This is a genomic window from Pseudomonas sp. MAFF 730105, from assembly GCF_055380705.1.
Genome location: NZ_AP018438.1, coordinates 596,315 through 622,801 on the forward strand (window position 1 = coordinate 596,315; position 26,487 = coordinate 622,801).

A 26,487-nucleotide genomic window follows, 5' to 3' on the forward strand; every position below is an offset into this window, starting at 1 on the left:
GACTTCTTTCTTTTGTGGCGAGGGGATTTAGCGAAACGTCGCCCCGCCCCGCTGGGCTGCGCAGCAGCCCCAATTTAGGTACACGGTCAACCTGACGCACCGAGGACTCAGGCTTTAGGGCTGCTGGGCAGCCCAGCGGGGATAAATCCCCTCGCCACAGGGTTGCTTGGTTGTCTGTTAAAGCGACTTCCACAACGAATCGAAATCCCCTTCCTGATCACCGCCACCCCCGGTGGGGCCGGCATCCTCCTGATGATAGGCAAACTGGTTGAAACTGTGGGTGCTGGTCACCCGCCGGTCCAGGCCTGCCCGGAGTTCCCGGCCGTTGGTGTTGATCAGGACCTGCTGACCTTCCTGGAACGGTAGGCGCGGGGCGATCATGGTCGCGGGAAGTTCGATGGCGCTGATCTCCGGCAACAATAACCCTCGCAGGTAATGGCTGGATTCGTTCTTCTCCCGGAGCAATTGCACGCCGCAAGGCTGGGCATAGGGGGCGACCAGCTCGATGCCCATCTGCATGGCGCCGCCGCGAACCTGGCGGATCCAGCGTACCACCGCGACACTCCAGGCTTGATCATTGGTGTCCCGAATGCCGATCATTTCCCCGGCCTGAAGTTGTTCCGGTACATCTTTCGGCCAGCCCAGGCAGTAACCGCCGGGGCTGTGATTGACGATTGGCAGTTCGTAGGTGGGAAAGTGATGCTGGTTATCCGACCCTCCACCCTCTTCGTCGGCCGGGTTGACCGGGTATTCGATCTCTTCGTAGGGCAGCATGTCGCTGTCCCCCGTGGGTGCGGCATCGAAGGCTTGCTTCCAGGTATCGTTGGTCTTGCTGGTCGAGGCTTCGAAGCGGGCCTTGCGGGTGACGGGGGCCTTCAGGATTTCGCTGAAGGAGCGTTCGCCGCCTAGGTAGTAGTGCAATGCACTCATGCCTACGCAAATGGTCAACGTGCCATTGCCTTCGGTGCGCTGGAAGCTGCGTTCGACGGCTTCACCCCAGGCGGCTTGCAGATGCTGCAAAGTATCGGTGCTCATGCCGCCAGGTACCGGCAGGGTGTGCTCGGCAGGCCGCTCCAGATGAGTGGTGATCGCGCGCACCAGCGGTTCGAGGTCGACACCCAGCAGGCCCGGTTGTTGCTCGGCCCTGAACTTGGAACGGTAGCGCGGCCCGACATCCAGCTCCGGCGCAACGGCGAACAGGCTGGCGGCGGTGCTGGTCGGGTCCAGCTTGATCCGCTGGCTCCAGGCTTCCAGCACTTCGGCCAGTCGTGCGATCTGCCCCTGACGCAGCTGGTTGCTGCGTGCTGCGCCCAGCAGCAGGGCCGCGACGTAGGTTTGCTCGGCGCTCAGTTGCTGGACCTGGCTGACCAAGTCGTCGCTGATACTCTGGTGTTGCAACCGGTACTGGCAGGCGATCCGGTACAACTGGTGCAGATCGAGCCATAGACCTTCCGGCACCGGACTGTACAACTCGGTGGCGCGCAGCAGCGGACCGTTGAGGGCATGTATCGCCCGTTGCAGTGCGGTGCTCAGCAGGCGGGCCTGGTCCTTGGTGAACTTCGGTGCGATGCGCGCCACGATCTGCTTGTAGCCCATTGCCAGGTGACTTTGCAGCGCCTGGCACAGGTTGACGATCTTGCGCGAGCGCTCATCGAGCACGATGGCCTGTTGCAGGAAGTGCCGCTCCAGGTGCTTGCAGACGTAATACACCTCGGGTCGCAGCAGTTCGAGCAGTTGCAGGCGATTCTCGCTGGGGGTGAGCAGCAGGTTGAGTTCGCCGATGGCCTGGTACAACAGGCGAGCCGTTTCGCCGATGTTGGCCTTGGGCAAGTTGGCAATCCAGCGCTTGAGATCCCGTGGCGTAGCCTCGCAGAACGACAGGCGTGATTGCGTCGGAGTGGAAACGCGCAACAGTGGGAGAGGGCTGGTCTCATTCATGCCGTGGACGGCTCCGGCTGGAAATGAAAAGGATGTTTCCAACTCTAGCAGGTGTGGCCGAAAGAAGTGCCCGATCTGTACGAGCGGGCTTACTCGCGAGGGCGGTGGATCAGTTATTACAGAGGTGACTGGCCTGACGCTATCGCGAGCAGGCTCGCTCCCACAGAGGATCAAGGCTGAACAGACGACCCGCAAGCGCCACGAAACAATTGTGGGAGCGAGCCTGCTCGCGATGATGGCGGATCAGTCGGTATGGAAGTGACTGACCTGACGCTATCACGAGCAGGCCCGCTCCCACAGGGGATCAAGCCTGAACAGACGACCCGCAAGCGCCACGAAACAATTGTGGGAGCGAGCCTGCTCGCGATGATGGCGGATCAGTCGGTATGGATCTGACTGACCTGACGCTATCACGAGCAGGCTCGCTCCCACAGGGAGGGCAGTGGCCTTAGGCCTTGGGCAGTGCCAGGCCCTGGCCCATCCGCACCGGCGAGCCGGCCACCAGTTCCTCGGCCCATTTCACCTGGTCTGGCCCGAACAGCACGATGGCGGTCGAGCCCAGTTTGAAGCGGCCCAGTTCGGCGCCTTTTTCCAGGTGGATCGGCGCGCGGGTGGCTTCGTCGTAGCGGAAGGTCTTCAGTTCGCGCTTGGGTGGCGTGACCAGCCCGGCCCAGACGGTTTCGATGGAGGCCACGATCATCGCGCCCACCAGCACCACGGCCATCGGCCCGCGCTCGGTGTCGAAGATACACGCCACGCGTTCGTTGCGGGCGAACAGCTCTGGAACGTTCTCGGCGGTGGTCTGGTTGACCGAGAAAATACGGCCCGGAATGTAGACCATCTCCCGCAAGGTGCCGGCCAGCGGCATATGCACGCGGTGATAGTCCTTGGGAGACAGGTAGATGGTCGCGAAATCGCCGCCCATGAACGGTGCGGCGTTGGCCGAGTCGCCACCCAGCAGTTCCAGCACGCTGAAGCTGTGGCCCTTGGCCTGGAAGACCCGGCCGTGCTCGATGGGGCCCAGCTGACTGACGGCGCCGTCGGCAGGGCTGAGGATCGCGCCCGGTGTTTCATCCAGTGGCCGCGCGCCTTCTTTCAGGGCCCGGGTGAAGAACGCGTTGAAGTGTTCGTAGGCGGTCAGGTCTTCCACCAGGGCTTGGGACATATCCACTTGATAACGCTTGGCGAACCACTGGGTGAACGCATTCTTGAACCAGCGTACGCGGCATTCGGCAATACAGCCGGCCAGCCGTGACAGCAGGTGGTGGGGCAGCAGGTACTGAGTGATGATGAACAAACGGTTTTTCATTAAATGTCCTTAGGAACCTTCAAATCTCGATCGGGGTGTCGGGGTGGTTGCCCCATTCGCCCCAGGAACCGGCGTAGCCCTTGACCCGTGGGTAACCCAGCGCCTTGGCCACCAGATAGGTGAAGCCGGAGCGATGGTGAGTCTGGCAGTGAGTGATGACCTCTTTGTCGGGCGTGATGCCCAGTTGTTCGAGGATCTGCGGCATGTCCTGGCGGATACGCAGGCTGCGCGTCTTGTCCATGCCGGCAGTCCATTCGAAATTGACCGCGCCGGGAATGTGACCGCCCCTGGCCGCCACGACTTTCTCGCCGGAATACTCCAGCGGGCCGCGTGCATCCCAGATCGCCAGGTCGGCGGCACCAAGGCGGCTTTGCAGGTATTCGCGGGTGGCGGTGGGTTCGTCCCGCAGCGTCAGTTGCACAGGGTCACCGACGGCGGCCGGTACGTCGGTGCTGACTGGCAGGCTTTCCTCCAGCCACGACAGCAGGCCGCCGTCGAGGTAGTGGTACTTCGAGTGGCCGATCACGTCCAGCAGCCAGATAAAGCGTCCGGCCCAGCCGCCACCTTCGTCGTCATAGACCACGTAGACCGCATCCGGGTTGTGCCCGAGTTCGCCGAACAGTGCCTCGAGATCGGCTTTGGCCGGCAACAGCCCCGGTGCTGGCGGCTGACCCAACTGCGTGCGCTTGGGATCGACAAAGCGTGCGCCAGGAATGTGGCCGGTGCTGTAGCGCGCGGCGCTGGTCAGGTCCACCAGAATCAGTTCGCGGGCGTCGAGACGCGGGAGCAGATCGCTTGGCTCGATCACCAGCGGCAAGCCAGAGAAGTCAGGCATGTCAGGTCTCCAAGGGCGCAAAAGGAAGGGATTGTAGCAAGTTCAGCGGCCACGGTTGGTAAAGGTGTGCAGGGCCCGTTCGATGCACTGAACGGTCCTGCCGAAGGCTTGCACCGTTATATCCGCAAAGGGCCCGCCGCCCTGGTCCACGGCCACCAGCATGATCACCCGGCCATTGCAGGTCAGGGAGCGCAACAGCATGTGCTCGCCCTTGAACAGGGCGCGCAGGCCCGGCGGCAGCAGGGCCGAGAACTGTGCATTGTTCTCCGGGTTCAGGCGAACCTGTGCCTGCTGCGCCAGCAAGCGCTGCAACACTTTGCTCTGGTTGATGGAGAAACTCATGGCCGCTGCCTCAGGGGGCAGGCCGGCGATCTGGTGCACGCGTACGCTGGTCTGGCTGCGGTCGGCCATCAGGATCATCACCCGGCGCATGCCGCACGCCACCAGTGCGTCTCGTGCCGAGGTGGTCAGGTGCATGGCGTTGCTGAAGGGGCTTGGTTCTACCAACAGCGCAGCGCATCGTTTGCGCCACAGGGTCAGGTCTTCGGTGCTCGGTTGGGCGACGGAGGGCCCTGCAATCTGGACCCGACGGCTGCCCGGAGGCCAGAGCAGCGCCACGGCCGGGTGCCAGAGGTCTGGCATGGCATGGTGGCGGGCGCTATGGGCGGCCTGTTGGTGCAACTGTTGCTGAAGCTCATCCATGGGCATCTGCAGGTACAGGCTGGTGAGGTACTGCCAGCGGATGCTGTGGGGGCAGTCCCAGGCCTGGTGGGCCGAAAGTGCCAGGCCATTGGCCAGTAGCACGGTGTTGGCTGGCTGGTTGAGCCAGCGGCGCAGGGTCGGGTCATCGTCCAGGCGATTCTGCTGGCGCAGCGGGTGTTCACTGTCCCGGGCGATGCGCAGCACCTTCACCAACTCACGGCGCTCGTTGAGCAGCAGGCGGTAGCCTTGCGCCACCCAGATCGGCAAGCGCCAGGCTTCCACCACGGCGAGACAGATCTTCAGCAGGCTGACGCCGAACAATTCGCGTTCCACCTTGCTGGCCGACTGGCCTTGGTGGATCACCCGCATTTCCCATTCTCCCAGCAACCGCGGGTGCGTCAGGGCCAGGGGCCAGAGCGGCGACAAGAACAATAGGCTGCCCCAGTGGATGTCCTGCCACAGCCGTGCCAGGCGGCTGGCAAAAAAACCATTGGCCTGCTGCGTGGCGTGCTGGCTGATCAGCTGCAACTGGCGCAGGGCGACGGGTATCTCCTGCTCCGGCAGCGAGGGCAGGCGGGCGAGCAATTCCTCGGTGCGCTTGAGGCCGAGGCGGTTGATGGCCACTTCGAGGTTTTCCGCCGGTTCGGTGAGGCTGCCATGGGTGTGATGGTTGGCTTCGCGGATGACGCTCAGGGCCAGGGCAGGGCTGTCCTGCATGAGCTCTGCGATGTCGCGCAACGAGCGGCGGCTGTCGGCAATGGCCTTGCAGACCTGGTCATGACTGGCCTGGGGTACCGGCAAATGCACGCCCTCGAGCAGCTTTACCCAGCCTTCGAGCGTGGTCGGTCGTGGGGTTGGAACCTTCGTTTCGTTAGCCATGGCTGGACGTGATCATCACATGCTGCAACGGGGCAAACTGGCTTTTCGCCAGAACTGGCTATAGTCTGGCGCAGTTTTGCCGATAAGTAGAAGAAGAGATTTTCCAGCTTCCGAATATGACCTTGAACCCGACTTAAATAAGTACTTTCAATCTATGGCTAAAATTATCGGCATCATTGTCGTGTTCGCGAGCGTACTCGGCGGATACGTGCTCTCCCATGGCAAGATTGCCGCCCTGATCCAGCCCTTCGAGGTGATGATCATCGGTGGCGCGGCCCTTGGCGCATTCCTGCAGGCCAACCCCGGCTATATGACGATGCACGTGCTCAAGAAGTCCCTGGGCATGTTCAGTTCGCGCTTCAGCCACACCTTCTATCTCGAGGTGTTGGGACTGATCTACGAGATCCTGAACAAGAGCCGCCGCGAAGGCATGATGGCGATCGAGGGTGATATCGAAGACGCCGCCGCCAGCCCGATCTTCGCCAAGTATCCTGCGGTGCTCAAGGACACCCGCATGACGGCGTTCATCTGTGATTACCTGCGCATCATGTCGTCCGGCAACATGGCCCCCCATGAGCTCGAAGGCCTGTTCGACATGGAACTGTACAGCCTCAAGGAAGACCTGGAGCATCCGTCCCACGCCGTGACCGGCATCGCCGACGCCATGCCCGGCTTCGGTATCGTCGCCGCGGTACTGGGTATCGTGGTGACCATGGCTTCCCTGGGTGATGGCGACCAGAAGTCCATCGGCCTGCACGTGGGTGCGGCACTGGTCGGTACCTTCTTCGGTATCCTGGCCGCGTATGGTTTCTTCGGCCCTCTGGCCCATTCTCTGGCCCATGATGCCAAGGAAGAACTCAACACCTACGAGGCCATCAAGGCCTCGCTCGTGGCCTCGGCCTCGGGCATGCCGCCTTCGCTGGCGGTAGAGTTCGGCCGCAAGGTCCTGTACCCGGCGCACCGTCCAAGCTTTGCCGAGCTGGAACAAGCGGTTCGCGGTCGTTAAGTTATGGAAAATAACCAGCCGATCATCATCAAGCGTGTCAAGCGCATAGCCGCTGGACACCACGGGGGCGCCTGGAAAATCGCCTTCGCCGACTTCGCGACGGCGATGATGGCGTTCTTCCTGGTGCTGTGGCTGCTGTCCACCGCGACCCCGGAACAGAAGATCGCCATCGCCGGTTACTTCAAGGATCCGGTTGGCTTCACTGAAAGCGGTACGCCCTACATCATCGACCTGGGCGGCTCACCGACCCTGGCGCCCGAGACGACCCTCAACCCCGAGGTCAAATCCCAGCCGCAGCCCGACAAGGTAACGGTGGATTCCGAGCAGGTCGAAGGCATGGCCGAGCAGGTCGAGCGCGAGCGCCTTGAGTTGCTGCTGCAAGAGTTGCAGAACAAGGTCGACGAGAACCCGCAGCTGCAGAAGTTCAAGGATCAGATCCTGTTCGAAATCACGCCGAATGGCTTGCGCATCCAGATCACGGATGCCGAGAACCGGCCGATGTTCGATTCCGGCAGCGCCCGCCTGAAGCCTTATTTCGAGGACATCCTGCTGGCCATGGCCGACACCATCAAGGCGGTGCCGAACAAGATCAGCATCAGTGGTCATACCGACGCCAAGCCGTATATCGGCAAGGGTGATTTCGGCAACTGGGAACTCTCCGCCAACCGCGCCAACGCGGCACGTCGCGCCCTGGTGGCCGGCAGTTATCCGGACGAGCAGGTGGCACGGGTGGTCGGTTACGCCTCCTCGGCGTTGTTCGACCGCAAGGACCCGTTCAACCCGGTCAACCGGCGTATCGATATCGTGGTGTTGACCAAGAAGGCCCAGAAGGCCATCGAAGGTTCGCAGACCGACGACCCGGCACCCGATCCGGTCCAAGGCCAGGGTGCCCCGGGCGAAGCACCGGCGACGCCGCCGGATGCTGCGGCCGATCCGAATGCCTTGCCGGCCGATCAGCAACCGGTGCCGGCCCACGAGTTGCGCGAACGTCTGAACCTGTTCGACGACGCCGCGCCGAAACCGCCGGGAACGCCTGCGCAGTGATTGGGCTCGTGGGAGCAAAGCTTGCTCGCGATGCAGGCGACACGATTCAGCTGCAAGACCGAGTCAACGTTCATCGCGGGCAAGCCTTGCTCCCACAGGCGGGAGCAAGCTCCCTCGCCACAACAGTGTTCGGCCGTTCAATCGCCCTGAATCAATAACTGCTTTCCGGCAAGCTGGCGATGATCGAGCGATAGCTGTTCATCCGTTGCTGCTGCACGCGGCCGTCTTCCAGTGCCTTGAGCAAGGCGCAGCCGGGTTCGCGGTCGTGCTTGCAGTCGCGGAAGCGGCAGGTGCCGATCAGGTCGTTGAACTCGATGAACCCGGCCTCCACGTCGGCCCGGCTGACGTGGCCCAGGCCGAATTCACGGATGCCGGGCGAATCGATCAGCTCACCGCCGCCGGGGAAGTGGAACAACCGCGCGGTGGTGGTGGTGTGGGTACCCTGGCCGGACAGCTCGGACAGCGGCCCGACACGGGTTTCGACCTCCGGCAGCAGGCTGTTGACCAGCGAAGACTTGCCGACACCGGACTGGCCGACGAACACGCTGATGCGCCCGTCCAACTGCCGTTGCAGTTGTTCCATGCCATTGCCATGGTGGGCGGAGACTTCCAGCACCGGGTAACCCAGTTGTCGATAGACCGCCAGCAAGGCATTCAGCGCCGGGGCATTCTGCTCATCGATCAGGTCGAACTTGTTGAGCAGCAACAACGGGCGGATACCGGCATGCTCGGCCGCCACCAGATAACGGTCGATCAGGTTGGCATGGGGCTCTGGCAGCGGGGCGAACACGATGACGATCATGTCGACGTTGGCTGCCACGGGTTTGAGCTGGCCCCGGCTGTCCGGACGACACAGCTCGGTGTGGCGCGGCAACTGTGCCACGATCACGCCAATACCCTGGTTACCGGCACGCCAGACCACCTGGTCGCCGGTGACCAGCGCCGGCAGGTTCGCGCGCAGGTGGCAACGGAAGACCTGGCCGGCCAATTCGCCTTCACGGGCCTCGACCTCGACCTGCACCCCGAAGTGCGCGATCACCAGGCCGGTCTGTTCAGGGCCCAGGTCGCCGCCTTCCAGGGCTTGCACCGCACTGGATTCGCGTTTGGCGGCGCGGGCGGCGCGCTCGCCCTGGATCTTTTCGATGCGCCAGTTCTGACGACGATTGAGTTGGCGTTTGGCCATGGGTGTTCCGTATGAAAAAATGCGGCGAATAGGTAAAACGGCGGCGAGTTTAGCACGCCCGGAGGTCTGCCTAGGCTAAACTGCGCAGCTACTCCGAGGAGCCCTTCGTATGCAAAATTCGCAGAACCTGATCTGGATCGACCTGGAAATGACCGGTCTGAACCCCGACACCGACGTCATTATCGAAATGGCCACCATCGTCACCGACAGTGACCTCAACACCTTGGCCGAAGGCCCGGTGATCGCGATCCATCATAGCGACGAGATCCTGGCTGGCATGGACGAGTGGAACACCCGCCAGCACGGCGGCTCGGGCCTGACCCAGCGGGTACGCGAGAGCAAGATCAGCATGGCCGAGGCCGAGGCCCAGACCATCGCCTTCCTCGAGCAGTGGGTACCGAAGGGCAAATCACCGATCTGCGGCAACAGCATCTGCCAGGACCGGCGTTTCCTCTATACCCACATGAAATCCCTGGAAAGCTATTTCCACTACCGCAACCTGGACGTCTCCACCCTCAAGGAACTGGCCGCCCGCTGGGCGCCTGAAGTGCGTGACAGCTTCCAGAAGGGCGGCAGCCACCTGGCCTTGGACGACATTCGCGAGTCCATTGCCGAGCTGCAGCATTACCGCAAGCATTTCATCAAGTTCTGATCGTGCTGTGGTGCGGGATCCGTGGGAGCAAAGCTTGCCCGCGATGAACGATGACGCGGTCCAGCAGTGAGTGGTGTTGCCTGCATCGCGAGCAAGCTTTGCTCCCACGGTTCCCCTCGCCACAAGTTTGTATGTGGCAGGGGAAGCGGTTGCCCTCTTTTGGTGCTGCTCCGAACTGGCTAGACTGCGCGCCTTCCTGCAAGGACCGTCATCATGTTGTTGATGCTTTATCTGATCGCCATTACCGCCGAAGCCATGACCGGCGCCCTGTCTGCCGGGCGGCGGGGCATGGACTGGTTTGGCGTGGTGCTCATCGCCTGCATCACGGCGCTGGGTGGCGGTTCGGTGCGCGACGTCTTGCTCGGGCATTACCCGCTGACTTGGGTCAAGCACCCGGAATACCTGGTGCTGACCACGGCGGCGGCGATGCTGACGGTGTTCCTGGCGCGCTGGATGCGTCATCTGCGCTCGTTGTTCCTGGTGCTCGACGCCGCGGGCCTGGTGGCATTCACGCTGATCGGCTGCATGACGGCCCTGGAAATGGGCCATGGCATGTTGGTGGCGTCGGTCAGTGGAGTGATTACCGGCGTGTTTGGCGGGATCCTGCGGGACATCTTCTGTAACGATATTCCGCTGATCTTCCGTCGCGAGCTGTATGCCAGCGTCTCGTTTGCCGCCGCATGGTGTTATCTGCTGTGCGTCTACCTGGCCTTGCCCAGTGAACAGGCCGTGCTCATCACCTTGTTTGGCGGTTTCCTGCTGCGGCTCCTGGCGATCCGCTTCCACTGGGAAATGCCGAAGTTCGTCTATAACGACGAGGTCTGACGCTGCGCATGCTGGCGCAGCGCCCACTCCACATGCTCACGCACCAGGTCGGAGGGGTGATCGCGCCGTGCCTCCAGCGCCTGCAGCACCGGAATGGTTGAAGGGGCATTGCCCAGGCCGACCGCCAGGTTGCGCAACCATCGCTCATAGCCGGCGCGGCGCAGCGGTGAGCCTTCGGTGCTCTTGAGGAAGGTTTCCTCGTCCCACAGGAACAGCTCGGCCAGCCCGGCATTGTCCAGGTTGTGTCGTGGCTTGAAATCATTCTCTCCGGACGGCCGGGCGAAACGGTTCCATGGACAAACGATCTGACAGTCGTCACAGCCGAACACCCGGTTGCCGATCAAAGAGCGCAGTTCTTCAGGAATGGCGCTTTTCAGCTCGATGGTCAGGTAGGAGATGCAGCGGCGGGCGTCCAGTACGTAGGGGCCGATGAATGCGTTGGTCGGACAGATGTCCAGGCACGCCGTGCATTTGCCACAGTGTTCGCTAGCGTGGGGCGGATCCACCGGCAGTGGCAGGTCGACAAACAGTTCGCTCAGGAAGAAATAACTGCCGGCCTTGCGGTTCAGCACCAGGGTGTTCTTGCCGATCCAGCCGAGCCCGGCCTGTTCGGCGATGGCTTTCTCCAGGACCGGTGCGCTGTCGACAAAAGCGCGGTAGCCGAAGGGGCCGATGACCGCCTGGATTTTTTCTGCCAGTTGCTGCACGCGTTTACGGATCAATTTGTGGTAATCGCGGCCCAACGCATAGCGCGAGACGTAGGCTTTTTCCGGTTGGCCGAGCATCTGCGCCATGTGCGTGTCGCCCGGCAGGTAGTCCATGCGCAGGGACACCACCCGCAGCGTGCCCGGCACCAGCTCCTCGGGGTGCGAGCGCTTGCTGCCGTGGGCGCCCATGTAGTCCATTTCGCCGTGGTAGCCCGCTTCGAGCCAGCGCTGCAGGTGTTGCTCATGCTCGCCAAGGTCCAGTCCGCTGATGCCGACTTGCTGGAAACCCAGCTCGCGGCCCCAGTCCTTGATGGATTGGGCGAGGGCGGGAAGATCGGTGGGAATGGCTGGCATGAGGCGAGAGAAACCGGAGCTGAGATGCGTATAATTCTGCCAGACATCGGAGCCCGAAGACGCATGCCGCACACTAAAGATGATTTTCCCGACGCACTGTACAGTGCCGCGCAGGTCCGGGCCCTCGACGCACAGCTGATTGCGGCGGGCACCACCGGCTTCGAGTTGATGCAGCGAGCGGCCCGCGCCACCTGGCGAGCGATCGTCCGACGCTGGCCTGATGCCGGCGAACTGACCGTACTCGCCGGCCACGGCAACAACGCCGGCGACGGTTACCTGGTGGCCACCCTGGCCCGGCGTGCCGGTTGGTCGGTGCGGGTCCTGACGGTGGGCGAGCCCCGTCGTCTGCTGGGAGATGCTGCCAACGCCCATGCCGAAGCCGTTGCGGTCGGTGTGCCGGTGGAACCGTGGTCCGACGAATCCGAATTGCGTGGCGTGCTACTGGATGCTTTGCTCGGTACGGGCTTGAGCGGCGAAGTGCGTGAGCCTTATATCCGGGCCATCGATACGATCAACGTCAGTGACCTTCCGGTCGCCGCGGTGGATATCCCCTCGGGGTTGTGTGCCGATACCGGCCGGGTGTTGGGCACCGCGGTGACTGCCGATCTGACCGTGACCTTCATTGGCCTGAAGCTGGGCCTGTTCACCGGCGATGCCGCGGACCGTGTCGGTGAATTGGTCTTCAACGATCTCCACGCCGATCCTGACATCGTTGAAGCGACACCGATCAGTGCCCGATTGCTCTCATCCCATAATCTTCCGCGTCTGACACCTCGTCCCCTTGCTTCCCACAAAGGTTCGTTCGGGCATGTCCTGTTGATCGGCGGCGACCGTGGGTTTGGCGGCGCTATCCAGATGAGTGCCGAAAGCGCCCTGCGTTGCGGTGCGGGCATGGTGTCCATGGCGACCCGCAGTGAGCATGTCTGCGCTGCGTTGACCCGTTTGCCGGAAGTCATGGTGCAGGGCACTCATTCGGCGAACCAATTGATGGGGTTACTCAAGCAGGCTGGTGTATTGGTGGTCGGGCCCGGGTTGGGCCAGGCGGCCTGGGGCCGCAGTCTGTTGTCGGCGGCGGCCAACGCGCCGTTGCCGCAGGTGTGGGACGCCGATGCATTGAATCTGCTGAGTGTCGGAGCGGTCAGACTGCCCGAAGGCTGTGTGATCACGCCGCATCCGGGCGAGGCAGCACGGCTTTTGGAGATTTCCACTGCCCAGGTGCAGGCCGATCGCCCGGCGGCTGCCCAGGCGTTGAGCAAAAAATATACAGCGACGGTGATTCTCAAAGGTGCCGGCAGTCTGATTGCCAGCCCGGACGGTCGCCTGGCTGTCTGCGGTCAGGGCCATCCAGCGATGGCTACCGCTGGCCTGGGGGACGTGCTGGCCGGGGTGGTCGGTACCTTGCTCGCCCAGGGGCTGGAGGGCTTCGAGGCAGCGTGCCTGGCGGTGTGGCTGCACGCCAACGCCGGTGCGCAAGCCGGTCGTTCGGGCCGGGGGCTGGCGGCGACCGATCTGATCCCGGCCATTCGTCAGTTGTTGGAGGAGCAATCACCTTGTCTGAAGTAACCCTGTACATGGCTGACGAACAAGCCATGACGGCATTCGGTGCCCGTATCGCGAGTATCACGGCGGGCCACGGCCTGGTTTTTCTCGTCGGCGACCTCGGCGCGGGGAAGACCACCTTGTCCCGGGGCATCATTCGCGGCCTCGGACACGTCGGCGCGGTGAAAAGCCCTACCTTCACATTGGTCGAGCCCTACGAGATCGGCGACATTCGCGCCTTCCATTTCGACCTGTATCGATTGGTGGACCCCGAAGAACTGGAATTCCTCGGTATCCGCGATTATTTCGAAGATGACGCCTTGTGCCTTATCGAATGGCCCGACAAGGGTGCAGGCTTTTTGCCAAAGCCTGACCTGACCATTACCATTGGCGCGCAGAACGGCGGGCGTTCGCTGAAACTGACACCGCAAGGCTCGCGAGGCGAGTCGTGGTGTGCCGCGTTGGCACTGGAAAACTAATTGATGATGGGGTTTGGTATGCGCTTTCGCGCGGTGGTTGCTGTCGTAGGACTGTTGCTTACGGCACTGGCCGTCGATGCTGTGGCTGAGACAAAGGTCAACAGCGTTCGCCTTTGGCGAGCGCCGGACAATACCCGGCTGGTGTTCGACCTGACAGGGCCGGTGCAGCACAGCGTATTCACCCTGACGGCCCCGGATCGCCTGGTGATCGACATCAATGGCGCATCCCTTGGCGCGCCGCTGAACGTGGCCACCGCCAACACGCCGATTACCGCGATGCGTTCGGCCCAGCGTACGCCGACCGACCTGAGGGTGGTCATCGACCTGAAAAAAGCCGTGACCCCGAAAAGCTTCACCCTGGCCCCGAATGCCCAGTACGGCAACCGGCTGGTGGTGGACCTGTTCGACAACCCGGCCGACGCCGCGCCGCCCCCACCGGCGCCGACCAATGTCGCCACGGTGCCGGCGGTGCCGGTCACGCCGACCGAGCCTGCGATCAAGCTGCCACCGGCCCCGGCCGGCAAGCGCGACATCATTGTGGTGATCGACGCCGGTCACGGTGGCGAAGACCCGGGTGCCTCCGGCTCGCGGGGCCAGCATGAAAAAGACGTGGTGTTGTCCATCGCCCGCGAGCTGCAGCGCCAAGTCAACGGCATGAAAGGCTTCCGTGCCGAACTGACCCGTACCGGCGACTACTTCATTCCGTTGCGCGGTCGCACCGAAATCGCCCGCAAGAAGGGCGCCGACCTGTTCGTTTCCATTCACGCCGACGCGGCCCCTTCGGCGGCGGCTTTCGGTGCTTCGGTGTTCGCCCTGTCCGACCGTGGCGCGACTTCCGAGACCGCCCGTTGGCTGGCCGACAGCGAAAACCGTTCCGACCTGATCGGCGGTGCCGGCAATGTCAGCCTCGATGACAAGGACCGGATGTTGGCCGGTGTGTTGCTCGATTTGTCCATGACCGCCTCGCTGACGTCGAGCCTGAACGTCGGCCAGAAGGTCTTGAGCAACATTGGCCGTGTCACGCCCCTGCACAAGCAGCGCGTCGAACAGGCCGGGTTCATGGTGCTCAAGTCCCCGGACATCCCGTCGATCCTGGTGGAGACCGGCTTCATCTCGAACTCCAACGAGGCCTCCAAGCTGTCCTCGTCCAGCCATCAGCAAGCGCTCGCCCGTTCCATCAGCAGCGGCGTGCGCCAGTTCTTCCAGCAGAATCCACCGCCGGGCACCTACATTGCCTGGTTGCGCGATTCCGGCAAGATCGCCCAGGGGCCGCGGGACCATCGGGTCAGCGCCGGCGAGACCCTGGCGATGATCGCCGTGCGCTACCAGGTGTCGCCCGCGACCCTGCGCAGCGTCAACAACCTCAAGAGCGATGAGCTGAAGATCGGCCAGACCCTGACCATTCCCGGCAACGAAGTGGCGTCCAAGCAATGAGCGATGAAGTGATCGGCAGTAACGCGCGCATCGAACTGCTCAGCCCCCGGCTGGCGAACCAGATCGCCGCCGGTGAGGTGGTGGAGCGCCCGGCGTCGGTCATCAAGGAATTGCTGGAGAACAGCCTCGACTCCGGGGCCAAGCGCATCGATGTGGATGTCGAGCAGGGTGGCGTCAAGTTGCTGCGGGTGCGCGATGACGGTGGCGGTATTTCTTCCGACGACCTGCCGCTGGCCCTGGCGCGTCACGCCACCAGCAAGATCCGCGACCTGGAAGACCTCGAGCGGGTCATGAGCCTGGGGTTTCGTGGCGAAGCGCTGGCCTCCATCAGTTCGGTGTCGCGCCTGACACTCACCTCCCGTACCCGTGATGCCGAGCAGGCCTGGCAGGTCGAGACCGAAGGTCGGGACATGGCGTCCCGCGTCCAGCCCGCGGCCCATCCGGTGGGCACTTCGGTGGAAGTGCGCGACCTGTTCTTCAATACCCCGGCCCGCCGCAAGTTCCTCAAGGCCGAAAAGACCGAATTCGATCATCTTCAGGAAGTCATCAAGCGCCTGGCCCTGGCGCGTTTTGATGTAGCGTTCCATTTGCGCCATAACGGCAAGACCATCCTCAGCCTGCACGAGGCCCGTGACGATGCGGCCCGGGCCCGCCGTGTAGGAGCGGTGTGCGGCGCAGGCTTCCTGGAGCAGGCATTGCCCATCGAGGTGGAGCGCAATGGCCTGCACCTGTGGGGTTGGGTCGGGTTGCCGACCTTTTCCCGCAGCCAGGCGGACTTGCAATATTTCTACGTGAATGGCCGGGCGGTGCGCGACAAGTTGGTGGCCCATGCGGTGCGCCAGGCCTATCGCGACGTGTTGTTCAACGGCCGGCACCCGACCTTTGTGCTGTTTTTCGAAGTCGACCCGGCGGTGGTGGACGTCAACGTGCACCCGACCAAGCACGAAGTGCGCTTCCGCGATGGGCGCATGGTGCACGATTTCCTCTACGGCACCTTGCACCGCGCCTTGGGCGACGTGCGCCCGGAAGACCAACTCGCGGCGCCCGCTGCGGTGGCGGGGATGGTGCGTCCAACCGGGCTGGACGCCGGCGAATTCGGGCCCCAGGGTGAAATGAGCCTGGCGGCCAATGCCTTGCTCGAACAACCACAGGCCCAGCCGACCTATAGCAGCGCAGGCTCCGGTGCTGGCAGCGGCTATCAGTACCAGTACACGCCGCGCCCGCAATCGAACGTACCGGCGGCGGAAGCCCAGGCGGCCTATCGCGAGTTCTTCAAGCCTTTGCCGGAGACCGGGGCGGCGGCATTGCCCGACGGCCAGGGGGATATCCCGCCGCTGGGCTATGCCCTGGCGCAGCTCAAAGGCATCTATATCCTTTCGGAAAATGCCCAGGGCCTGGTCCTCGTGGACATGCACGCGGCCCACGAGCGGATCATGTATGAACGGCTGAAGATTGCCATGGCCAGCGAAGGCCTGAGCGGCCAGCCATTGTTGGTGCCCGAATCCCTGGCGGTCAGCCAGCGCGAAGCCGATTGCGCCGAAGAGCACGTGAGCTGGTTCCAGCGCCTGGGCTTCGAGCTGCAACGCCTGGGCCCGGAAACCCTGGCGATCCGACAGATCCCGGCGTTGCTGAAGCAGGCGGAGGCCAATCGACTGGTCAGTGACGTGCTGGCAGATCTGATGGAGTACGGCACCAGCGACCGCATCCAGGCGCACCTGAACGAATTGCTCGGCACCATGGCCTGCCACGGCGCGATCCGCGCCAACCGACGCCTGGCCCTGCCGGAAATGAACGGTTTGCTGCGGGACATGGAAAACACCGAGCGCAGTGGCCAATGCAACCATGGCCGGCCGACCTGGACCCAATTGGGGCTGGACGACCTGGACAAACTGTTCCTGCGTGGTCGTTGATGAGCCAGCTACCCCCCGCGATTTTCCTGATGGGGCCGACCGCCGCCGGCAAGACCGACCTGGCCATCGAGCTGACCAAGGTCCTGCCTTGCGAGTTGATCAGCGTCGATTCGGCACTGGTCTACCGGGGCATGGACATCGGCACGGCCAAACCGTCAAAAGAGCTGCTGGCGGAATTCCCGCATCGGCTGATCGACATCCTGGACCCGGCCGAAGCCTACTCGGCTGCGGATTTTCGCCGTGATGCCCTCCAGGCCATGGCCGACATCACCGCGCGGGGCAATATCCCGCTGCTGGTGGGCGGGACGATGCTGTATTACAAAGCCTTGATCGATGGGCTGGCCGACATGCCGGCGGCCGATCCCGAGGTGCGCGCGCAAATTGAAGAAGAGGCCGGGCGACTTGGCTGGCAGGCCCTGCACGAGCAATTGGCGGTCATCGACCCGGAGTCGGCGGCGCGAATTCACCCCAACGATCCGCAGCGCCTGAGCCGGGCCCTGGAGGTTTACCGGGTCAGCGGCCAGAGCATGACGGCCCTGCGCCAGCGACAATCTGCGCAAAGTACTGAAGCAGCCGCTTCGGGACTGCAACAATTACCCTATACTGTCGCGAATCTGGCCATCGCCCCGGCGAACCGGCAAGTGCTGCACCGTCGAATTGAACAAAGATTCACATTGATGTTGGAACAGGGGTTCATCGACGAGGTCGTAGCCCTGCGTGAGCGAAGTGACCTGCATGCCGGGTTGCCGTCTATACGTGCGGTGGGTTATCGACAAGTCTGGGATTACCTGGACGGCAAGCTGACGTCAGCCGAGATGCAGGAGCGTGGGATCATTGCCACGCGCCAGTTGGCGAAGCGCCAGTTCACCTGGTTGCGCAGCTGGACTGACTTGCATTGGCTCGACAGCCTTGATTGCGACAATCTGCCACGCGCCTTGAAATACCTGGGGACCGTCTCCATATTGAGCTGAGTCCTTGCAATTGCCGTCTATCCTTGGGGTGTGACGGCCGAAGCCATCTGATTCCGATTTTTATTATTGATCCTTAAAGGAGTGCGGCACATGTCAAAAGGGCATTCGCTACAAGACCCTTACTTGAACACTTTACGTAAAGAGAAAGTTGGGGTGTCCATCTATCTGGTCAACGGGATCAAACTGCAAGGCACGATCGAGTCTTTCGACCAGTTCGTCATCCTTCTGAAAAACACCGTCAGCCAGATGGTCTACAAGCACGCTATCTCGACAGTCGTGCCGGTTCGTCCAATTCGTCTGCCAAGCGCAACCGAATCCGAAGGCGGTGACGCTGAACCGGGTAACGCCTGATAGGAGTCTCCTTTGTTCTTTGAGCGCCACGGTGGTGGTGAGCGGGCCATTCTCGTTCACCTGGATGGACAGGACCCTGAGGCGCGCGAAGACCCGCAGGAGTTTCAGGAGTTGGCACTTTCGGCCGGCGCCGAGACCGTCGCGTTTTTCAACGTGCCGCGTCATCGGCCAACCGCCAAATTCCTGATCGGCAGCGGCAAGGTCGAGGAGTTGCGCGACCTGGTCAAGGCCGAAGAAGCCGATCTGGTGATCTTCAATCACATCCTCACGCCCAGTCAGGAACGTAACCTCGAACGCGTATTCGAGTGTCGCGTGATCGACCGTACGGGCCTGATTCTCGATATCTTCGCCCAGCGCGCCCGTACCCATGAAGGCAAGCTCCAGGTCGAACTGGCCCAGCTCGAGCACATGAGCACGCGGCTGGTGCGTGGCTGGACTCACCTTGAGCGGCAGAAGGGCGGTATCGGTCTGCGCGGTCCGGGTGAAACCCAGCTGGAAACCGACCGGCGCCTGTTGCGGATTCGCCTGCGCCAGATCAAGGGGCGCCTGGAAAAGGTCCGCAGCCAGCGCGAGCAGTCGCGGCGCGGCCGCAAGCGCGCGGACATCCCGACGGTTTCCCTGGTGGGCTATACCAACGCCGGCAAATCGACGCTGTTCAATAACGTGACCCAGTCGGACGTCTATGCCGCCGACCAGTTGTTCGCCACGCTCGACCCGACCTTGCGCCGGCTCGACCTGGACGACCTCGGGCCGATCGTGCTGGCCGACACCGTGGGCTTCATCCGTCACCTGCCGCATAAACTGGTCGAGGCTTTCCGAGCTACGCTCGAAGAGTCGAGCAACTCCGACCTGCTGCTGCATGTGATCGATGCCGCCGAGCCGGACCGGATGCTGCAGATCGAGCAGGTCATGGTGGTGCTCGGCGAGATTGGAGCCCAGGACTTGCCGATCCTGGAGGTATACAACAAACTCGATTTGCTCGAAGGCGTGGAGCCGCAGATCCAGCGCGATGCCGATGGCAAGCCGCAGCGGGTCTGGTTGTCGGCCCGGGACGGTACTGGCCTCGAGCTGCTCGAGCAGGCCGTGGCGGAGCTGTTGGGCAGCGACCTGTTTGTCGGCACCCTGAAGCTGCCGCAACGGTTCGCTCGCCTGCGTGCCCAGTTCTTCGAGCTGGGCGCGGTGCAAAAAGAAGAACATGACGAAGAAGGCACTTGCCTGCTGGCGGTTCGCCTGCCGCGGTCGGAGCTGAATCGGCTGGTCAGTCGTGAAGGGCTGAAACCGATGGAGTTCATCGAGCAACACACTTTGCAATAAAAGCCTGAGAAAGCTGTGTCAGGCATTCTGTAGCATTGGCCGGCGCGCCGTGGGTGCGTCTTTGCTTTATCAGATGGAGAGCGCTATGGCTTGGAATGAGCCGGGTGGCAACTCGAATAACCAGGATCCCTGGGGCGGCAAGCGTCGTAACAACGGCGACCGCAAGGGGCCACCGGATCTCGACGAGGCCTTCCGCAAGCTGCAGGAAAGCCTGAACGGTTTGTTCGGTGGCGGTAAGAAACGCGGTGACGACGGCAGTGGTCGTCCGGGCAAGGGCGGCGGTTTCGGCCTGCTCGGCATCGGTCTGGTCGTGCTCGCGGCGATCTGGCTGTACAGCGCGGTCTATGTCGTGGACGAGCAGGAGCAGGCCGTGGTGCTGCGCTTCGGCAAGTACTACGAAACCGTCGGCCCGGGCCTGAACATCTATTTCCCGCCGATCGATCAGAAGTACATGGAAAACGTCACGCGTGAGCGTGCCTACACCAAGCAGGGCCAGATGCTCACGGAAGACGAAAACATCGTCGAAGTGCCGCTGACCGTGCAGTACAAGATCACCAACCTGCAAGACTTCGTACTGAATGTCGACCAGCCGGAAGTCAGCCTGCAGCATGCCACCGAGAGTGCGCTGCGCCATGTGGTGGGTTCCACCGCCATGGACCAGGTGCTGACCGAGGGCCGTGAGTTGATGGCCAGCGAAATCAAGGAGCGCCTGCAGCGGTTCCTCGACACCTATCGCACCGGTATCACCGTCACCCAGGTCAACGTGCAGAGCGCCGCGGCGCCGCGTGAGGTCCAGGAAGCCTTCGACGATGTGATCCGCGCCCGTGAAGACGAGCAGCGTTCGCGCAACCAGGCCGAAACCTATGCCAACGGCGTTGTGCCGGAAGCCCGTGGCCAGGCCCAGCGCATCATCGAGGATGCCAACGGTTACCGCGACGAAGTGGTCTCCCGTGCCAAGGGTGAGGCCGATCGCTTCACCAAGCTGGTGGCCGAGTATCGCAAGGCCCCTGAGGTGACCCGCGAGCGTCTGTACCTGGACACCATGCAGGAAGTCTTCAGCAACACCAGCAAGGTCCTCGTGACCGGCAACAAGAACGGCCAGAGCAATCTGCTGTACCTACCGCTGGACAAGATGGTCGAGAGCGGTCGCAACACCAGCACGCCGCCGGCCAGCACGTCGTCTTCCAGCAATGAAGCGAATGCTCGCGCTGCGGTGGAGCAGCAACAGCAAGCACGTACCAGGGAGAGTCGCTGATGAGCAATAAATCGCTGATCGCCCTTATTGTTGGCGTCGTCGTAGCGATCGCTGCCTGGAACTGCTTCTACATCGTGTCCCAGACCGAGCGTGCGGTGTTGCTGCAATTCGGTCGCGTGGTCGAGACGGATGTCCAGCCAGGGCTGCATGTGAAAGTGCCGTACGTCAACAAGGTGCGCAAGTTCGACGCGCGCCTGATGACGTTGGATGCACCGACGCAACGCTTCCTGACACTGGAAAAGAAAGCGGTCATGGTCGATGCCTATGCCAAGTGGCGCGTGAAGGATGCCGAGCGCTTCTACACAGCCACCTCGGGTCTCAAGCAGATCGCCGACGAACGCCTGTCCCGCCGCCTGGAGTCGGGTTTGCGTGACCAGTTCGGTAAGCGCACCCTGCATGAAGTGGTGTCCGGTGAGCGTGATGCGCTCATGGCCGACATTACCCGTTCGCTGAACACCATGGCGGAAAAGGAACTGGGTATTGAAGTGGTCGATGTCCGGGTCAAGGCCATCGATCTGCCAAAGGAAGTGAACCGCAGCGTGTTCGAGCGGATGAGCACCGAGCGCGAGCGTGAAGCCCGCGAGCATCGCGCGAAGGGTAACGAGCTGGCCGAAGGCATCCGTGCCGACGCCGATCGTCAGCGTCGCGTGTTGCTGGCAGAAGCCTATCGTGAATCGGAAGAAGTTCGCGGTGACGGCGATGCCCAGGCCGCGGCGATCTATGCCAAGGCCTATGGCCAGGACCAGGAGTTCTACGCGTTCTACCGTAGCCTGCATGCCTACCGTGAAAGCTTCGCGCACAAATCCGACGTGTTGGTCCTGGACCCGAGCAGCGACTTTTTCCGCTACCTGGAAAAGGCCAAGCCTTGATGCAACGTTGACCTGAGACACTCCGCCCGGCGGCTAAAACGTCTGGCGGGGTGATCCTTTGGGAAAACGGGTGTATGATGCGGCAGCCGGGAAATTCCCGGCTTTTTTGCGTCTGCACGTTCGATTGCGGTTTTGGTTGCAGGCGTCGGGTCGAACGACTAGACAGGTTTTTCGAGGAAAGTGCTGGACGAGGCCGTTTCCGGGCCATTCGTCACGTCGCCCTTGCGCGCTTTTTGCGCAGAGCGTGGGCGCTTTCTGCTTCACTCAAGGCTTGCCCGAAGGCTGGCCGCCCGGACCATAGGGGAATGGCGTAATGGCAACGGTAGACCGCTGGCTGCTGCCAGATGGCATCGAAGAAGTACTGCCACCGGAAGCTGCGCGTATCGAAGTAGCGCGTCGGCAGGTGTTGGATCTGTTCCAGAGCTGGGGCTACGAGTTCGTCGTCACCCCGCATATCGAGTACCTGGAATCCCTGCTGACCGGCGCGGGCCAGGACCTGGATCTGCGCACCTTCAAGGTCGTCGACCCGCAGTCGGGCCGGCAGATGGGTTTTCGTGCCGACATCACGCCCCAGGTAGCGCGTATCGACGCCCATACCCTGCGCCGTGAAGGTCCCAGTCGCCTGTGCTACGCCGGCAGTGTGCTGCACGCCCAGCCGCGCGCCCTGTCGTCCTCGCGCAGCCCGATCCAGCTGGGGGCCGAGTTGTACGGCGATGCCAGCCCGAGCAGCGACGTGGAAGTCATCAGCCTGATGTTGGCCATGCTGCAACTGGCGGACGTGCCGGATGTCCACATGGATCTGGGCCACGTTGGCATCTATCGCGGCCTGGCCCGTGCAGCCGGTCTGTCCGGTGAAGTGGAGCAACAATTGTTCGATGCCTTGCAGCGCAAGGCCATCGATGAAGTCATCAGCCTGACCGAAGGCTTGCCGGCCGACCTGTCCGACATGCTGCGGGCGCTGGTGGATCTGTGTGGCGGCCGTGAAGTACTGGCGGCAGCGCGTGATCGCCTGGCTCATGCGCCAGCGCCTGTACTGGCGGCGCTGGACGACCTGCTGGCAATCGCCGAGCGTCTGTCGGTGCGCTTCCCTGAGTTGCCGTTGTATTTCGACCTGGGCGAGTTGCGCGGCTACCACTACCACACCGGCGTGGTGTTCGCCGTGTTCGTCCCTGGCGTGGGCCAGTCCATCGCCCAGGGCGGTCGTTACGACGATATCGGCGCCGACTTCGGTCGTGCCCGTCCGGCGACCGGTTTCTCTACCGATCTGAAAACCCTGGTGACCCTGGGGCGTGCTGAAATCGAGCTACCGTCCGGCGGTATCTGGATGCCTGACAGTACGGATGCGGCACTCTGGCAGGCTGTCTGCCAGTTGCGCAGCGAGGGTCAGCGTGTCGTCCAGGCCTTGCCTGGGCAGCCTTTGGCCGCCGCCCGTGAAGCGGACTGCGACCGGCAATTGATTCAGCAGAACGGGCTTTGGCAAGTATTGCCGCTGGCTTCTTGAGTTTTCCCGCCGGCCGCGGCCGGCACCAAGTTTGCGCGAATGAGGACAAGTGTTATGGGTAAGAATGTCGTAGTCCTGGGCACCCAATGGGGTGATGAGGGCAAAGGCAAGATCGTTGATCTGCTGACCGAACATGCTGCCGCCGTAGTGCGCTACCAGGGTGGCCACAACGCCGGTCACACGTTGGTGATCGACGGTGAAAAAACCGTTCTGCACCTGATTCCGTCGGGCGTGCTGCGCGAAGGCGTGCAGTGCCTGATCGGTAACGGTGTCGTGGTTGCCCCCGACGCTCTGCTGCGGGAAATCGTCAAGCTGGAAGAGAAAGGCGTACCGGTGCGCGAGCGCCTGCGTATCAGCCCGTCCTGCCCGCTGATCCTGTCCTACCACGTTGCGCTGGACCAGGCCCGTGAAAAGGCCCGTGGCGAGATGAAGATCGGCACCACCGGTCGCGGCATCGGCCCGGCCTACGAAGACAAGGTGGCCCGTCGTGGCCTGCGCATCGGTGATCTGTTCCACCGCGAGCGTTTCGCCGCCAAGCTGGGCGAGTTGCTGGACTACCACAACTTCGTCCTGGTCAATTACTACAAAGAGCCGGCCATCGACTTCCAGAAGACCCTGGACGAGTGCATGGAATACGCCGAGCTGCTCAAGCCGATGATGCTCGACGTCACCGCCGAGCTGCACGAGCTGCGTCGCGCGGGCAAGGACATCATGTTCGAAGGCGCCCAGGGTTCGCTGCTGGACATCGACCACGGTACCTACCCGTACGTCACCAGCTCCAACACCACCGCCGGCGGCATCGCCACGGGTTCGGGTTTCGGTCCGATGTACGTGGACTACATCCTCGGCATCACCAAGGCCTACACCACTCGCGTGGGCTCGGGTCCGTTCCCGACCGAGCTGTTCGACGACGTCGGTGCTTTCCTGGCCAAACGTGGTCATGAGTTCGGTGCCACCACCGGTCGTGCCCGTCGTTGCGGCTGGTTCGATGCCGTCATCCTGCGTCGCGCCATCGACGTCAACAGCATCTCGGGCCTGTGCCTGACCAAGCTGGACGTGCTGGACGGCCTGGAAACCATCAACATCTGCGTAGGCTACAAGAACCAGGACGGCGCGGTCATCGACGCACCGACCGATGCTGACAGCTACATCGGCCTGGAGCCAGTGTACGAGCAGATGCCGGGCTGGACCGAGTCGACCGTGGGCGTCAAGGCCCTGGAAGAGCTGCCTGTGGCTGCCCGCAACTACATCAAGCGCCTCGAAGAGCTGGTCGGTGCGCCGATCGACATTATTTCGACGGGGCCGGACCGCAACGAAACCATCGTTCTGCGTCATCCGTTCGCCTGATAAGTCACTGATGTAAAAGACAAAGGACCCTGATTTGGGTCCTTTGTCGTTTCTGCCTGCCGACGGCACAACACTTGCTACGCAACTCCATTACTGGCATCTCTTGACGAGTGCCATCAATTTAATGGCGTTCGTAGAGGGATTTTCCGTGTCGGCCGTTCTCTCACTGTTACAAAGCCGTTTACTACGGCCTGTGTTCGTTACCCTTGGTATCGCCCTTTTGGTGCAGGTGTTGGTGGCGGTTGCGCTGACCCGCAGCACGGTCACGGCGCTTGAAACCGACTTGGGCACACGCCTGGGGGCTGACAGCCAGAAGCTCTCCGGCGAGCTGGAGCAGGCTGGGCGGGAGGTCACGTCGAGCCTGGACAGTTTGTCTGCCAATACCCGTCAGCGATTGAATGCAGGTCTATCCGCGCGCCTGAAAGATGAGCAGTCGCAGTTGCGGACGACGCTGGAAAAAGCGCTCAAGGACTCCGCCAATGATATGGCGCAGCTCCTGGCTTCCGTTGCGCCCCGCGCCATGTGGGACAGCGACATACCGACACTCTCCGAATTCGCCCGTCGGGCCCAGCGCAACCCCAACGTATTGTTCGTCATCTATGACGACGCCAACGGTGAGCACCTGACCCGCTACCTGAACCGGGATAACGCGATCAACAAGGCCTTGCTGGAGAAGGGCAAGGGCGAGCGGGCCCTGGACAAGGTGCTGGACGCTGCGAAGACCGATCCGTCGGTGTACTACCTTGAGGCATCGATCAATCCCAATGGGGTGGAAATCGGTAAGGTATTGATGGGGGTCTCCACCGCTTCGGTGGAGTCCGATTTGAAGGCGCTGGACCAGCGCTTCTCGGCATTGATCGCCAGCAGTGACCAGCTGGTCGGTGACAGCCTCAAGGGTGCCGCCGCCGACAGTGCCGCTGCCATGCGCGGTCGTCTGCAGTCGGCACAGACCACGGCTACGCAGATGCAGACCAACACTTCCAGCACGGTGCAGGAAGCGGCAAGTACCTTGCGCTGGCGGATCGGCCTCGGCCTGGCGCTGGTCGGCTTCGGCGTGCTGCTGTTGTTGGCCGTGGTGCTGGGGCGTCGGGTGGTCAATCGCTTGAAGCTGCTGATCGCGGCCATGAACGATCTGGCGGCGGGCGAGGGTGACCTGACGAAGCGTGTGCAGATCAACAGCAAGGATGAAATTGGCGACATGGCCTCGGCGGTCAATCGCTTTGTGGATAAGTTGCAGCCCATCGTGCGGGAGGCGGGCGATGTCGCCCAGCGCACCGGCGTGGAAATCGGTGCAATGACCTTGCGCAACTCCGGTGCCGATGCGGCGGCCGGGATGCAGCGCGATGAGGTGGCTGAGAGCTTGCGTGCGCTGTCGCAAATGGCTGACGAAGCACAGTCGGAAAGCCAGGCGATGCAGGCGGCCTTGCAGCAGGTGGTGGAGATCCGTCAGGCCACCGATGAAAACACCCGTACCTCGGCCAAGGTCAGCGGTCTGATCGAGGCGCTGGCCGGGCAGGTTGATACCGGGGCGAAGGTGATCGAACGACTGGCGCAGCAGAGCGAACAGATCGAAGTGGTGCTGACGGTCATTCACGGCATCGCCGAGCAGACCAACCTGCTGGCCTTGAACGCGGCCATCGAAGCGGCGCGGGCCGGGGAGACCGGGCGTGGTTTTGCGGTGGTGGCGGACGAAGTGCGGGCGCTGGCGAGCAAGACCCAGAGTTCGACCGGTGACATCCAGGCCCATATCGTGGCGTTGCAGCAGGGCGCTCGCGAGGCGGTGGCTGCGATCGGCCAGGCGGGGCGGCAGGCCAGTGAGGGGCTGCTGGTGCTGCGCGACAGTGCTCGTTTGCAGCAGTCGGTGCAGGCGTCCGTAGAGCAAGTGCATGCGGCCATTGGTCTGGCGACTCAGGCGGCGGCTCATCAGGCCCAGGGGGCGCAGGCGGTGCGTGGGCGGGTCGAGACCATTCACGTCCAGGCCGAGAAAGCGGCTCAAGCCGTGGTCGAGACGACGGCGAGCGGCAAGGTGCTGGATAATCTGGCGGCGCAGTTGAAGGCGAGTCTGGGGCAGTTCAGGGCCTGA

The 26,487-nt window shown here is 62.7% G+C and carries 23 protein-coding genes; 17 read left to right on the plus strand and 6 right to left on the minus strand.

Translation table 11 applies throughout. The features are described from left to right. Positions 1-177: 177 nt before the first annotated feature. Complete coding sequence (locus PCOSP_RS02580; protein WP_464710252.1) at positions 178-1,938, minus strand: molecular chaperone; 1,761 nt, start codon at positions 1,936-1,938, stop codon at positions 178-180. Between the two features lie 252 nt (positions 1,939-2,190). Here PCOSP_RS02580 and PCOSP_RS02585 point away from each other — a divergent pair, with 252 nt between their 5' ends. Then, a complete protein-coding gene (locus PCOSP_RS02585; RefSeq protein WP_464710253.1) occupies positions 2,191-2,334 on the plus strand; it encodes a hypothetical protein in 144 nt (47 codons plus the stop codon). Between the two features lie 52 nt (positions 2,335-2,386). On the opposite strand, the gene asd is transcribed toward PCOSP_RS02585, so the two are convergent. Genes asd through PCOSP_RS02600 form a run of 3 tightly spaced genes read right to left on the minus strand, consistent with a single transcriptional unit; the run spans position 2,387 to position 5,663 of the window. Next, the gene (asd, locus tag PCOSP_RS02590) at positions 2,387-3,247 is read right to left on the minus strand and encodes an archaetidylserine decarboxylase (RefSeq protein WP_464710255.1); all 861 of its coding nucleotides are present in this window, start codon (positions 3,245-3,247) and stop codon (positions 2,387-2,389) included. Positions 3,248-3,266: 19 nt separating this feature from the next. Further along, positions 3,267-4,082, minus strand: a complete 816-nt coding sequence (locus tag PCOSP_RS02595; protein WP_464710256.1) for a rhodanese-like domain-containing protein — start codon at positions 4,080-4,082, stop codon at positions 3,267-3,269. 42 nt (positions 4,083-4,124) lie between these two features. After that, positions 4,125-5,663, minus strand: coding sequence for an HDOD domain-containing protein (locus PCOSP_RS02600; RefSeq protein WP_139646778.1), 1,539 nt, complete (start codon positions 5,661-5,663; stop codon positions 4,125-4,127). A gap of 154 nt (positions 5,664-5,817) precedes the next feature. On the opposite strand from PCOSP_RS02600, the gene motA reads away from it, so the two are divergent. Next, the gene (gene motA, locus PCOSP_RS02605; RefSeq protein WP_139646776.1) at positions 5,818-6,669 is read left to right on the plus strand and encodes a flagellar motor stator protein MotA; all 852 of its coding nucleotides are present in this window, start codon (positions 5,818-5,820) and stop codon (positions 6,667-6,669) included. A 3-nt stretch (positions 6,670-6,672) separates the two neighbouring features. Continuing rightward, the gene (motB, locus tag PCOSP_RS02610; protein WP_139646774.1) at positions 6,673-7,713 is read left to right on the plus strand and encodes a flagellar motor protein MotB; all 1,041 of its coding nucleotides are present in this window, start codon (positions 6,673-6,675) and stop codon (positions 7,711-7,713) included. Between the two features lie 151 nt (positions 7,714-7,864). Here the strand turns inward: motB and rsgA are convergent, their stop codons facing one another. After that, on the minus strand, positions 7,865-8,896 hold the full coding sequence (gene rsgA, locus PCOSP_RS02615; RefSeq protein WP_041020802.1) for a small ribosomal subunit biogenesis GTPase RsgA: 1,032 nt from the start codon (positions 8,894-8,896) through the stop codon (positions 7,865-7,867). A 109-nt stretch (positions 8,897-9,005) separates the two neighbouring features. Here rsgA and orn point away from each other — a divergent pair, with 109 nt between their 5' ends. Both orn and PCOSP_RS02625 read left to right on the plus strand, forming a co-directional pair. Next, positions 9,006-9,548 carry an oligoribonuclease gene (gene orn / locus PCOSP_RS02620; protein WP_139646772.1) on the plus strand — a complete coding sequence of 181 codons (543 nt, stop codon included), beginning with the start codon at positions 9,006-9,008 and terminating at the stop codon, positions 9,546-9,548. Positions 9,549-9,758: 210 nt separating this feature from the next. Continuing rightward, the gene (locus tag PCOSP_RS02625) at positions 9,759-10,373 is read left to right on the plus strand and encodes a trimeric intracellular cation channel family protein (protein ID WP_175364030.1); all 615 of its coding nucleotides are present in this window, start codon (positions 9,759-9,761) and stop codon (positions 10,371-10,373) included. Here the strand turns inward: PCOSP_RS02625 and queG are convergent. Beyond that, positions 10,355-11,434, minus strand: coding sequence for a tRNA epoxyqueuosine(34) reductase QueG (gene queG / locus PCOSP_RS02630; RefSeq protein ID WP_139646768.1), 1,080 nt, complete (start codon positions 11,432-11,434; stop codon positions 10,355-10,357). The genes PCOSP_RS02625 and queG overlap by 19 nt on opposite strands. Positions 11,435-11,497: 63 nt before the next feature. Here queG and PCOSP_RS02635 point away from each other — a divergent pair, with 63 nt between their 5' ends. The 12 genes from PCOSP_RS02635 to PCOSP_RS02690 all read left to right on the plus strand — a co-directional run bounded on the left by PCOSP_RS02635 (position 11,498) and on the right by PCOSP_RS02690 (position 26,487). Then, positions 11,498-12,997 carry an NAD(P)H-hydrate dehydratase gene (locus PCOSP_RS02635; RefSeq protein WP_464710257.1) on the plus strand — a complete coding sequence of 500 codons (1,500 nt, stop codon included), beginning with the start codon at positions 11,498-11,500 and terminating at the stop codon, positions 12,995-12,997. After that, positions 12,985-13,452, plus strand: coding sequence for a tRNA (adenosine(37)-N6)-threonylcarbamoyltransferase complex ATPase subunit type 1 TsaE (gene tsaE, locus PCOSP_RS02640; RefSeq protein WP_139646765.1), 468 nt, complete (start codon positions 12,985-12,987; stop codon positions 13,450-13,452). The genes PCOSP_RS02635 and tsaE overlap by 13 nt, the downstream gene beginning before the upstream one ends. A 3-nt stretch (positions 13,453-13,455) precedes the next feature. Further along, positions 13,456-14,886, plus strand: coding sequence for an N-acetylmuramoyl-L-alanine amidase (locus PCOSP_RS02645; RefSeq protein ID WP_041024052.1), 1,431 nt, complete (start codon positions 13,456-13,458; stop codon positions 14,884-14,886). Next, positions 14,883-16,796 (plus strand): DNA mismatch repair endonuclease MutL, encoded by a 1,914-nt coding sequence (gene mutL, locus PCOSP_RS02650; RefSeq protein ID WP_175364027.1) that lies wholly within the window; start codon positions 14,883-14,885, stop codon positions 16,794-16,796. The genes PCOSP_RS02645 and mutL overlap by 4 nt, the downstream gene beginning before the upstream one ends. After that, complete coding sequence (gene miaA, locus PCOSP_RS02655) at positions 16,796-17,767, plus strand: tRNA (adenosine(37)-N6)-dimethylallyltransferase MiaA (protein ID WP_139646761.1); 972 nt, start codon at positions 16,796-16,798, stop codon at positions 17,765-17,767. Before mutL ends, miaA begins: the two co-directional genes overlap by 1 nt. Before the next feature lie 90 nt (positions 17,768-17,857). Beyond that, a complete protein-coding gene (gene hfq, locus PCOSP_RS02660; protein ID WP_003186419.1) occupies positions 17,858-18,118 on the plus strand; it encodes an RNA chaperone Hfq in 261 nt (86 codons plus the stop codon). A gap of 12 nt (positions 18,119-18,130) precedes the next feature. Beyond that, positions 18,131-19,432 carry a ribosome rescue GTPase HflX gene (hflX, locus tag PCOSP_RS02665; RefSeq protein ID WP_055128699.1) on the plus strand — a complete coding sequence of 434 codons (1,302 nt, stop codon included), beginning with the start codon at positions 18,131-18,133 and terminating at the stop codon, positions 19,430-19,432. 85 nt (positions 19,433-19,517) lie between these two features. Next, entirely contained in the window at positions 19,518-20,687 is a 1,170-nt protein-coding gene (gene hflK, locus PCOSP_RS02670; RefSeq protein WP_055128700.1) for an FtsH protease activity modulator HflK, read from the plus strand. After that, on the plus strand, positions 20,687-21,556 hold the full coding sequence (gene hflC, locus PCOSP_RS02675) for a protease modulator HflC (RefSeq protein WP_041024057.1): 870 nt from the start codon (positions 20,687-20,689) through the stop codon (positions 21,554-21,556). The genes hflK and hflC overlap by 1 nt, the downstream gene beginning before the upstream one ends. A gap of 313 nt (positions 21,557-21,869) precedes the next feature. After that, positions 21,870-23,057, plus strand: coding sequence for an ATP phosphoribosyltransferase regulatory subunit (locus PCOSP_RS02680; protein WP_139646760.1), 1,188 nt, complete (start codon positions 21,870-21,872; stop codon positions 23,055-23,057). A 54-nt stretch (positions 23,058-23,111) separates the two neighbouring features. Next, positions 23,112-24,404 (plus strand): adenylosuccinate synthase, encoded by a 1,293-nt coding sequence (locus tag PCOSP_RS02685; protein ID WP_041024059.1) that lies wholly within the window; start codon positions 23,112-23,114, stop codon positions 24,402-24,404. Between the two features lie 148 nt (positions 24,405-24,552). Beyond that, positions 24,553-26,487, plus strand: a complete 1,935-nt coding sequence (locus tag PCOSP_RS02690; protein WP_175385551.1) for a methyl-accepting chemotaxis protein — start codon at positions 24,553-24,555, stop codon at positions 26,485-26,487.

Coding starts and splice junctions, on each gene's coding strand:
- PCOSP_RS02580 (WP_464710252.1), bottom strand. CDS start 1,938: ATGAATGAGACCAGCCCTCTCCCACTGTTGCGCGTTTCCACTCCGACG.
- PCOSP_RS02585 (WP_464710253.1), top strand. CDS start 2,191: ATGGAAGTGACTGACCTGACGCTATCACGAGCAGGCCCGCTCCCACAG.
- asd (WP_464710255.1), bottom strand. CDS start 3,247: ATGAAAAACCGTTTGTTCATCATCACTCAGTACCTGCTGCCCCACCAC.
- PCOSP_RS02595 (WP_464710256.1), bottom strand. CDS start 4,082: ATGCCTGACTTCTCTGGCTTGCCGCTGGTGATCGAGCCAAGCGATCTG.
- PCOSP_RS02600 (WP_139646778.1), bottom strand. CDS start 5,663: ATGGCTAACGAAACGAAGGTTCCAACCCCACGACCGACCACGCTCGAA.
- motA (WP_139646776.1), top strand. CDS start 5,818: ATGGCTAAAATTATCGGCATCATTGTCGTGTTCGCGAGCGTACTCGGC.
- motB (WP_139646774.1), top strand. CDS start 6,673: ATGGAAAATAACCAGCCGATCATCATCAAGCGTGTCAAGCGCATAGCC.
- rsgA (WP_041020802.1), bottom strand. CDS start 8,896: ATGGCCAAACGCCAACTCAATCGTCGTCAGAACTGGCGCATCGAAAAG.
- orn (WP_139646772.1), top strand. CDS start 9,006: ATGCAAAATTCGCAGAACCTGATCTGGATCGACCTGGAAATGACCGGT.
- queG (WP_139646768.1), bottom strand. CDS start 11,434: ATGCCAGCCATTCCCACCGATCTTCCCGCCCTCGCCCAATCCATCAAG.
- PCOSP_RS02635 (WP_464710257.1), top strand. CDS start 11,498: ATGCCGCACACTAAAGATGATTTTCCCGACGCACTGTACAGTGCCGCG.
- PCOSP_RS02645 (WP_041024052.1), top strand. CDS start 13,456: ATGATGGGGTTTGGTATGCGCTTTCGCGCGGTGGTTGCTGTCGTAGGA.
- mutL (WP_175364027.1), top strand. CDS start 14,883: ATGAGCGATGAAGTGATCGGCAGTAACGCGCGCATCGAACTGCTCAGC.
- miaA (WP_139646761.1), top strand. CDS start 16,796: ATGAGCCAGCTACCCCCCGCGATTTTCCTGATGGGGCCGACCGCCGCC.
- hfq (WP_003186419.1), top strand. CDS start 17,858: ATGTCAAAAGGGCATTCGCTACAAGACCCTTACTTGAACACTTTACGT.
- hflK (WP_055128700.1), top strand. CDS start 19,518: ATGGCTTGGAATGAGCCGGGTGGCAACTCGAATAACCAGGATCCCTGG.
- hflC (WP_041024057.1), top strand. CDS start 20,687: ATGAGCAATAAATCGCTGATCGCCCTTATTGTTGGCGTCGTCGTAGCG.
- PCOSP_RS02680 (WP_139646760.1), top strand. CDS start 21,870: ATGGCAACGGTAGACCGCTGGCTGCTGCCAGATGGCATCGAAGAAGTA.
- PCOSP_RS02685 (WP_041024059.1), top strand. CDS start 23,112: ATGGGTAAGAATGTCGTAGTCCTGGGCACCCAATGGGGTGATGAGGGC.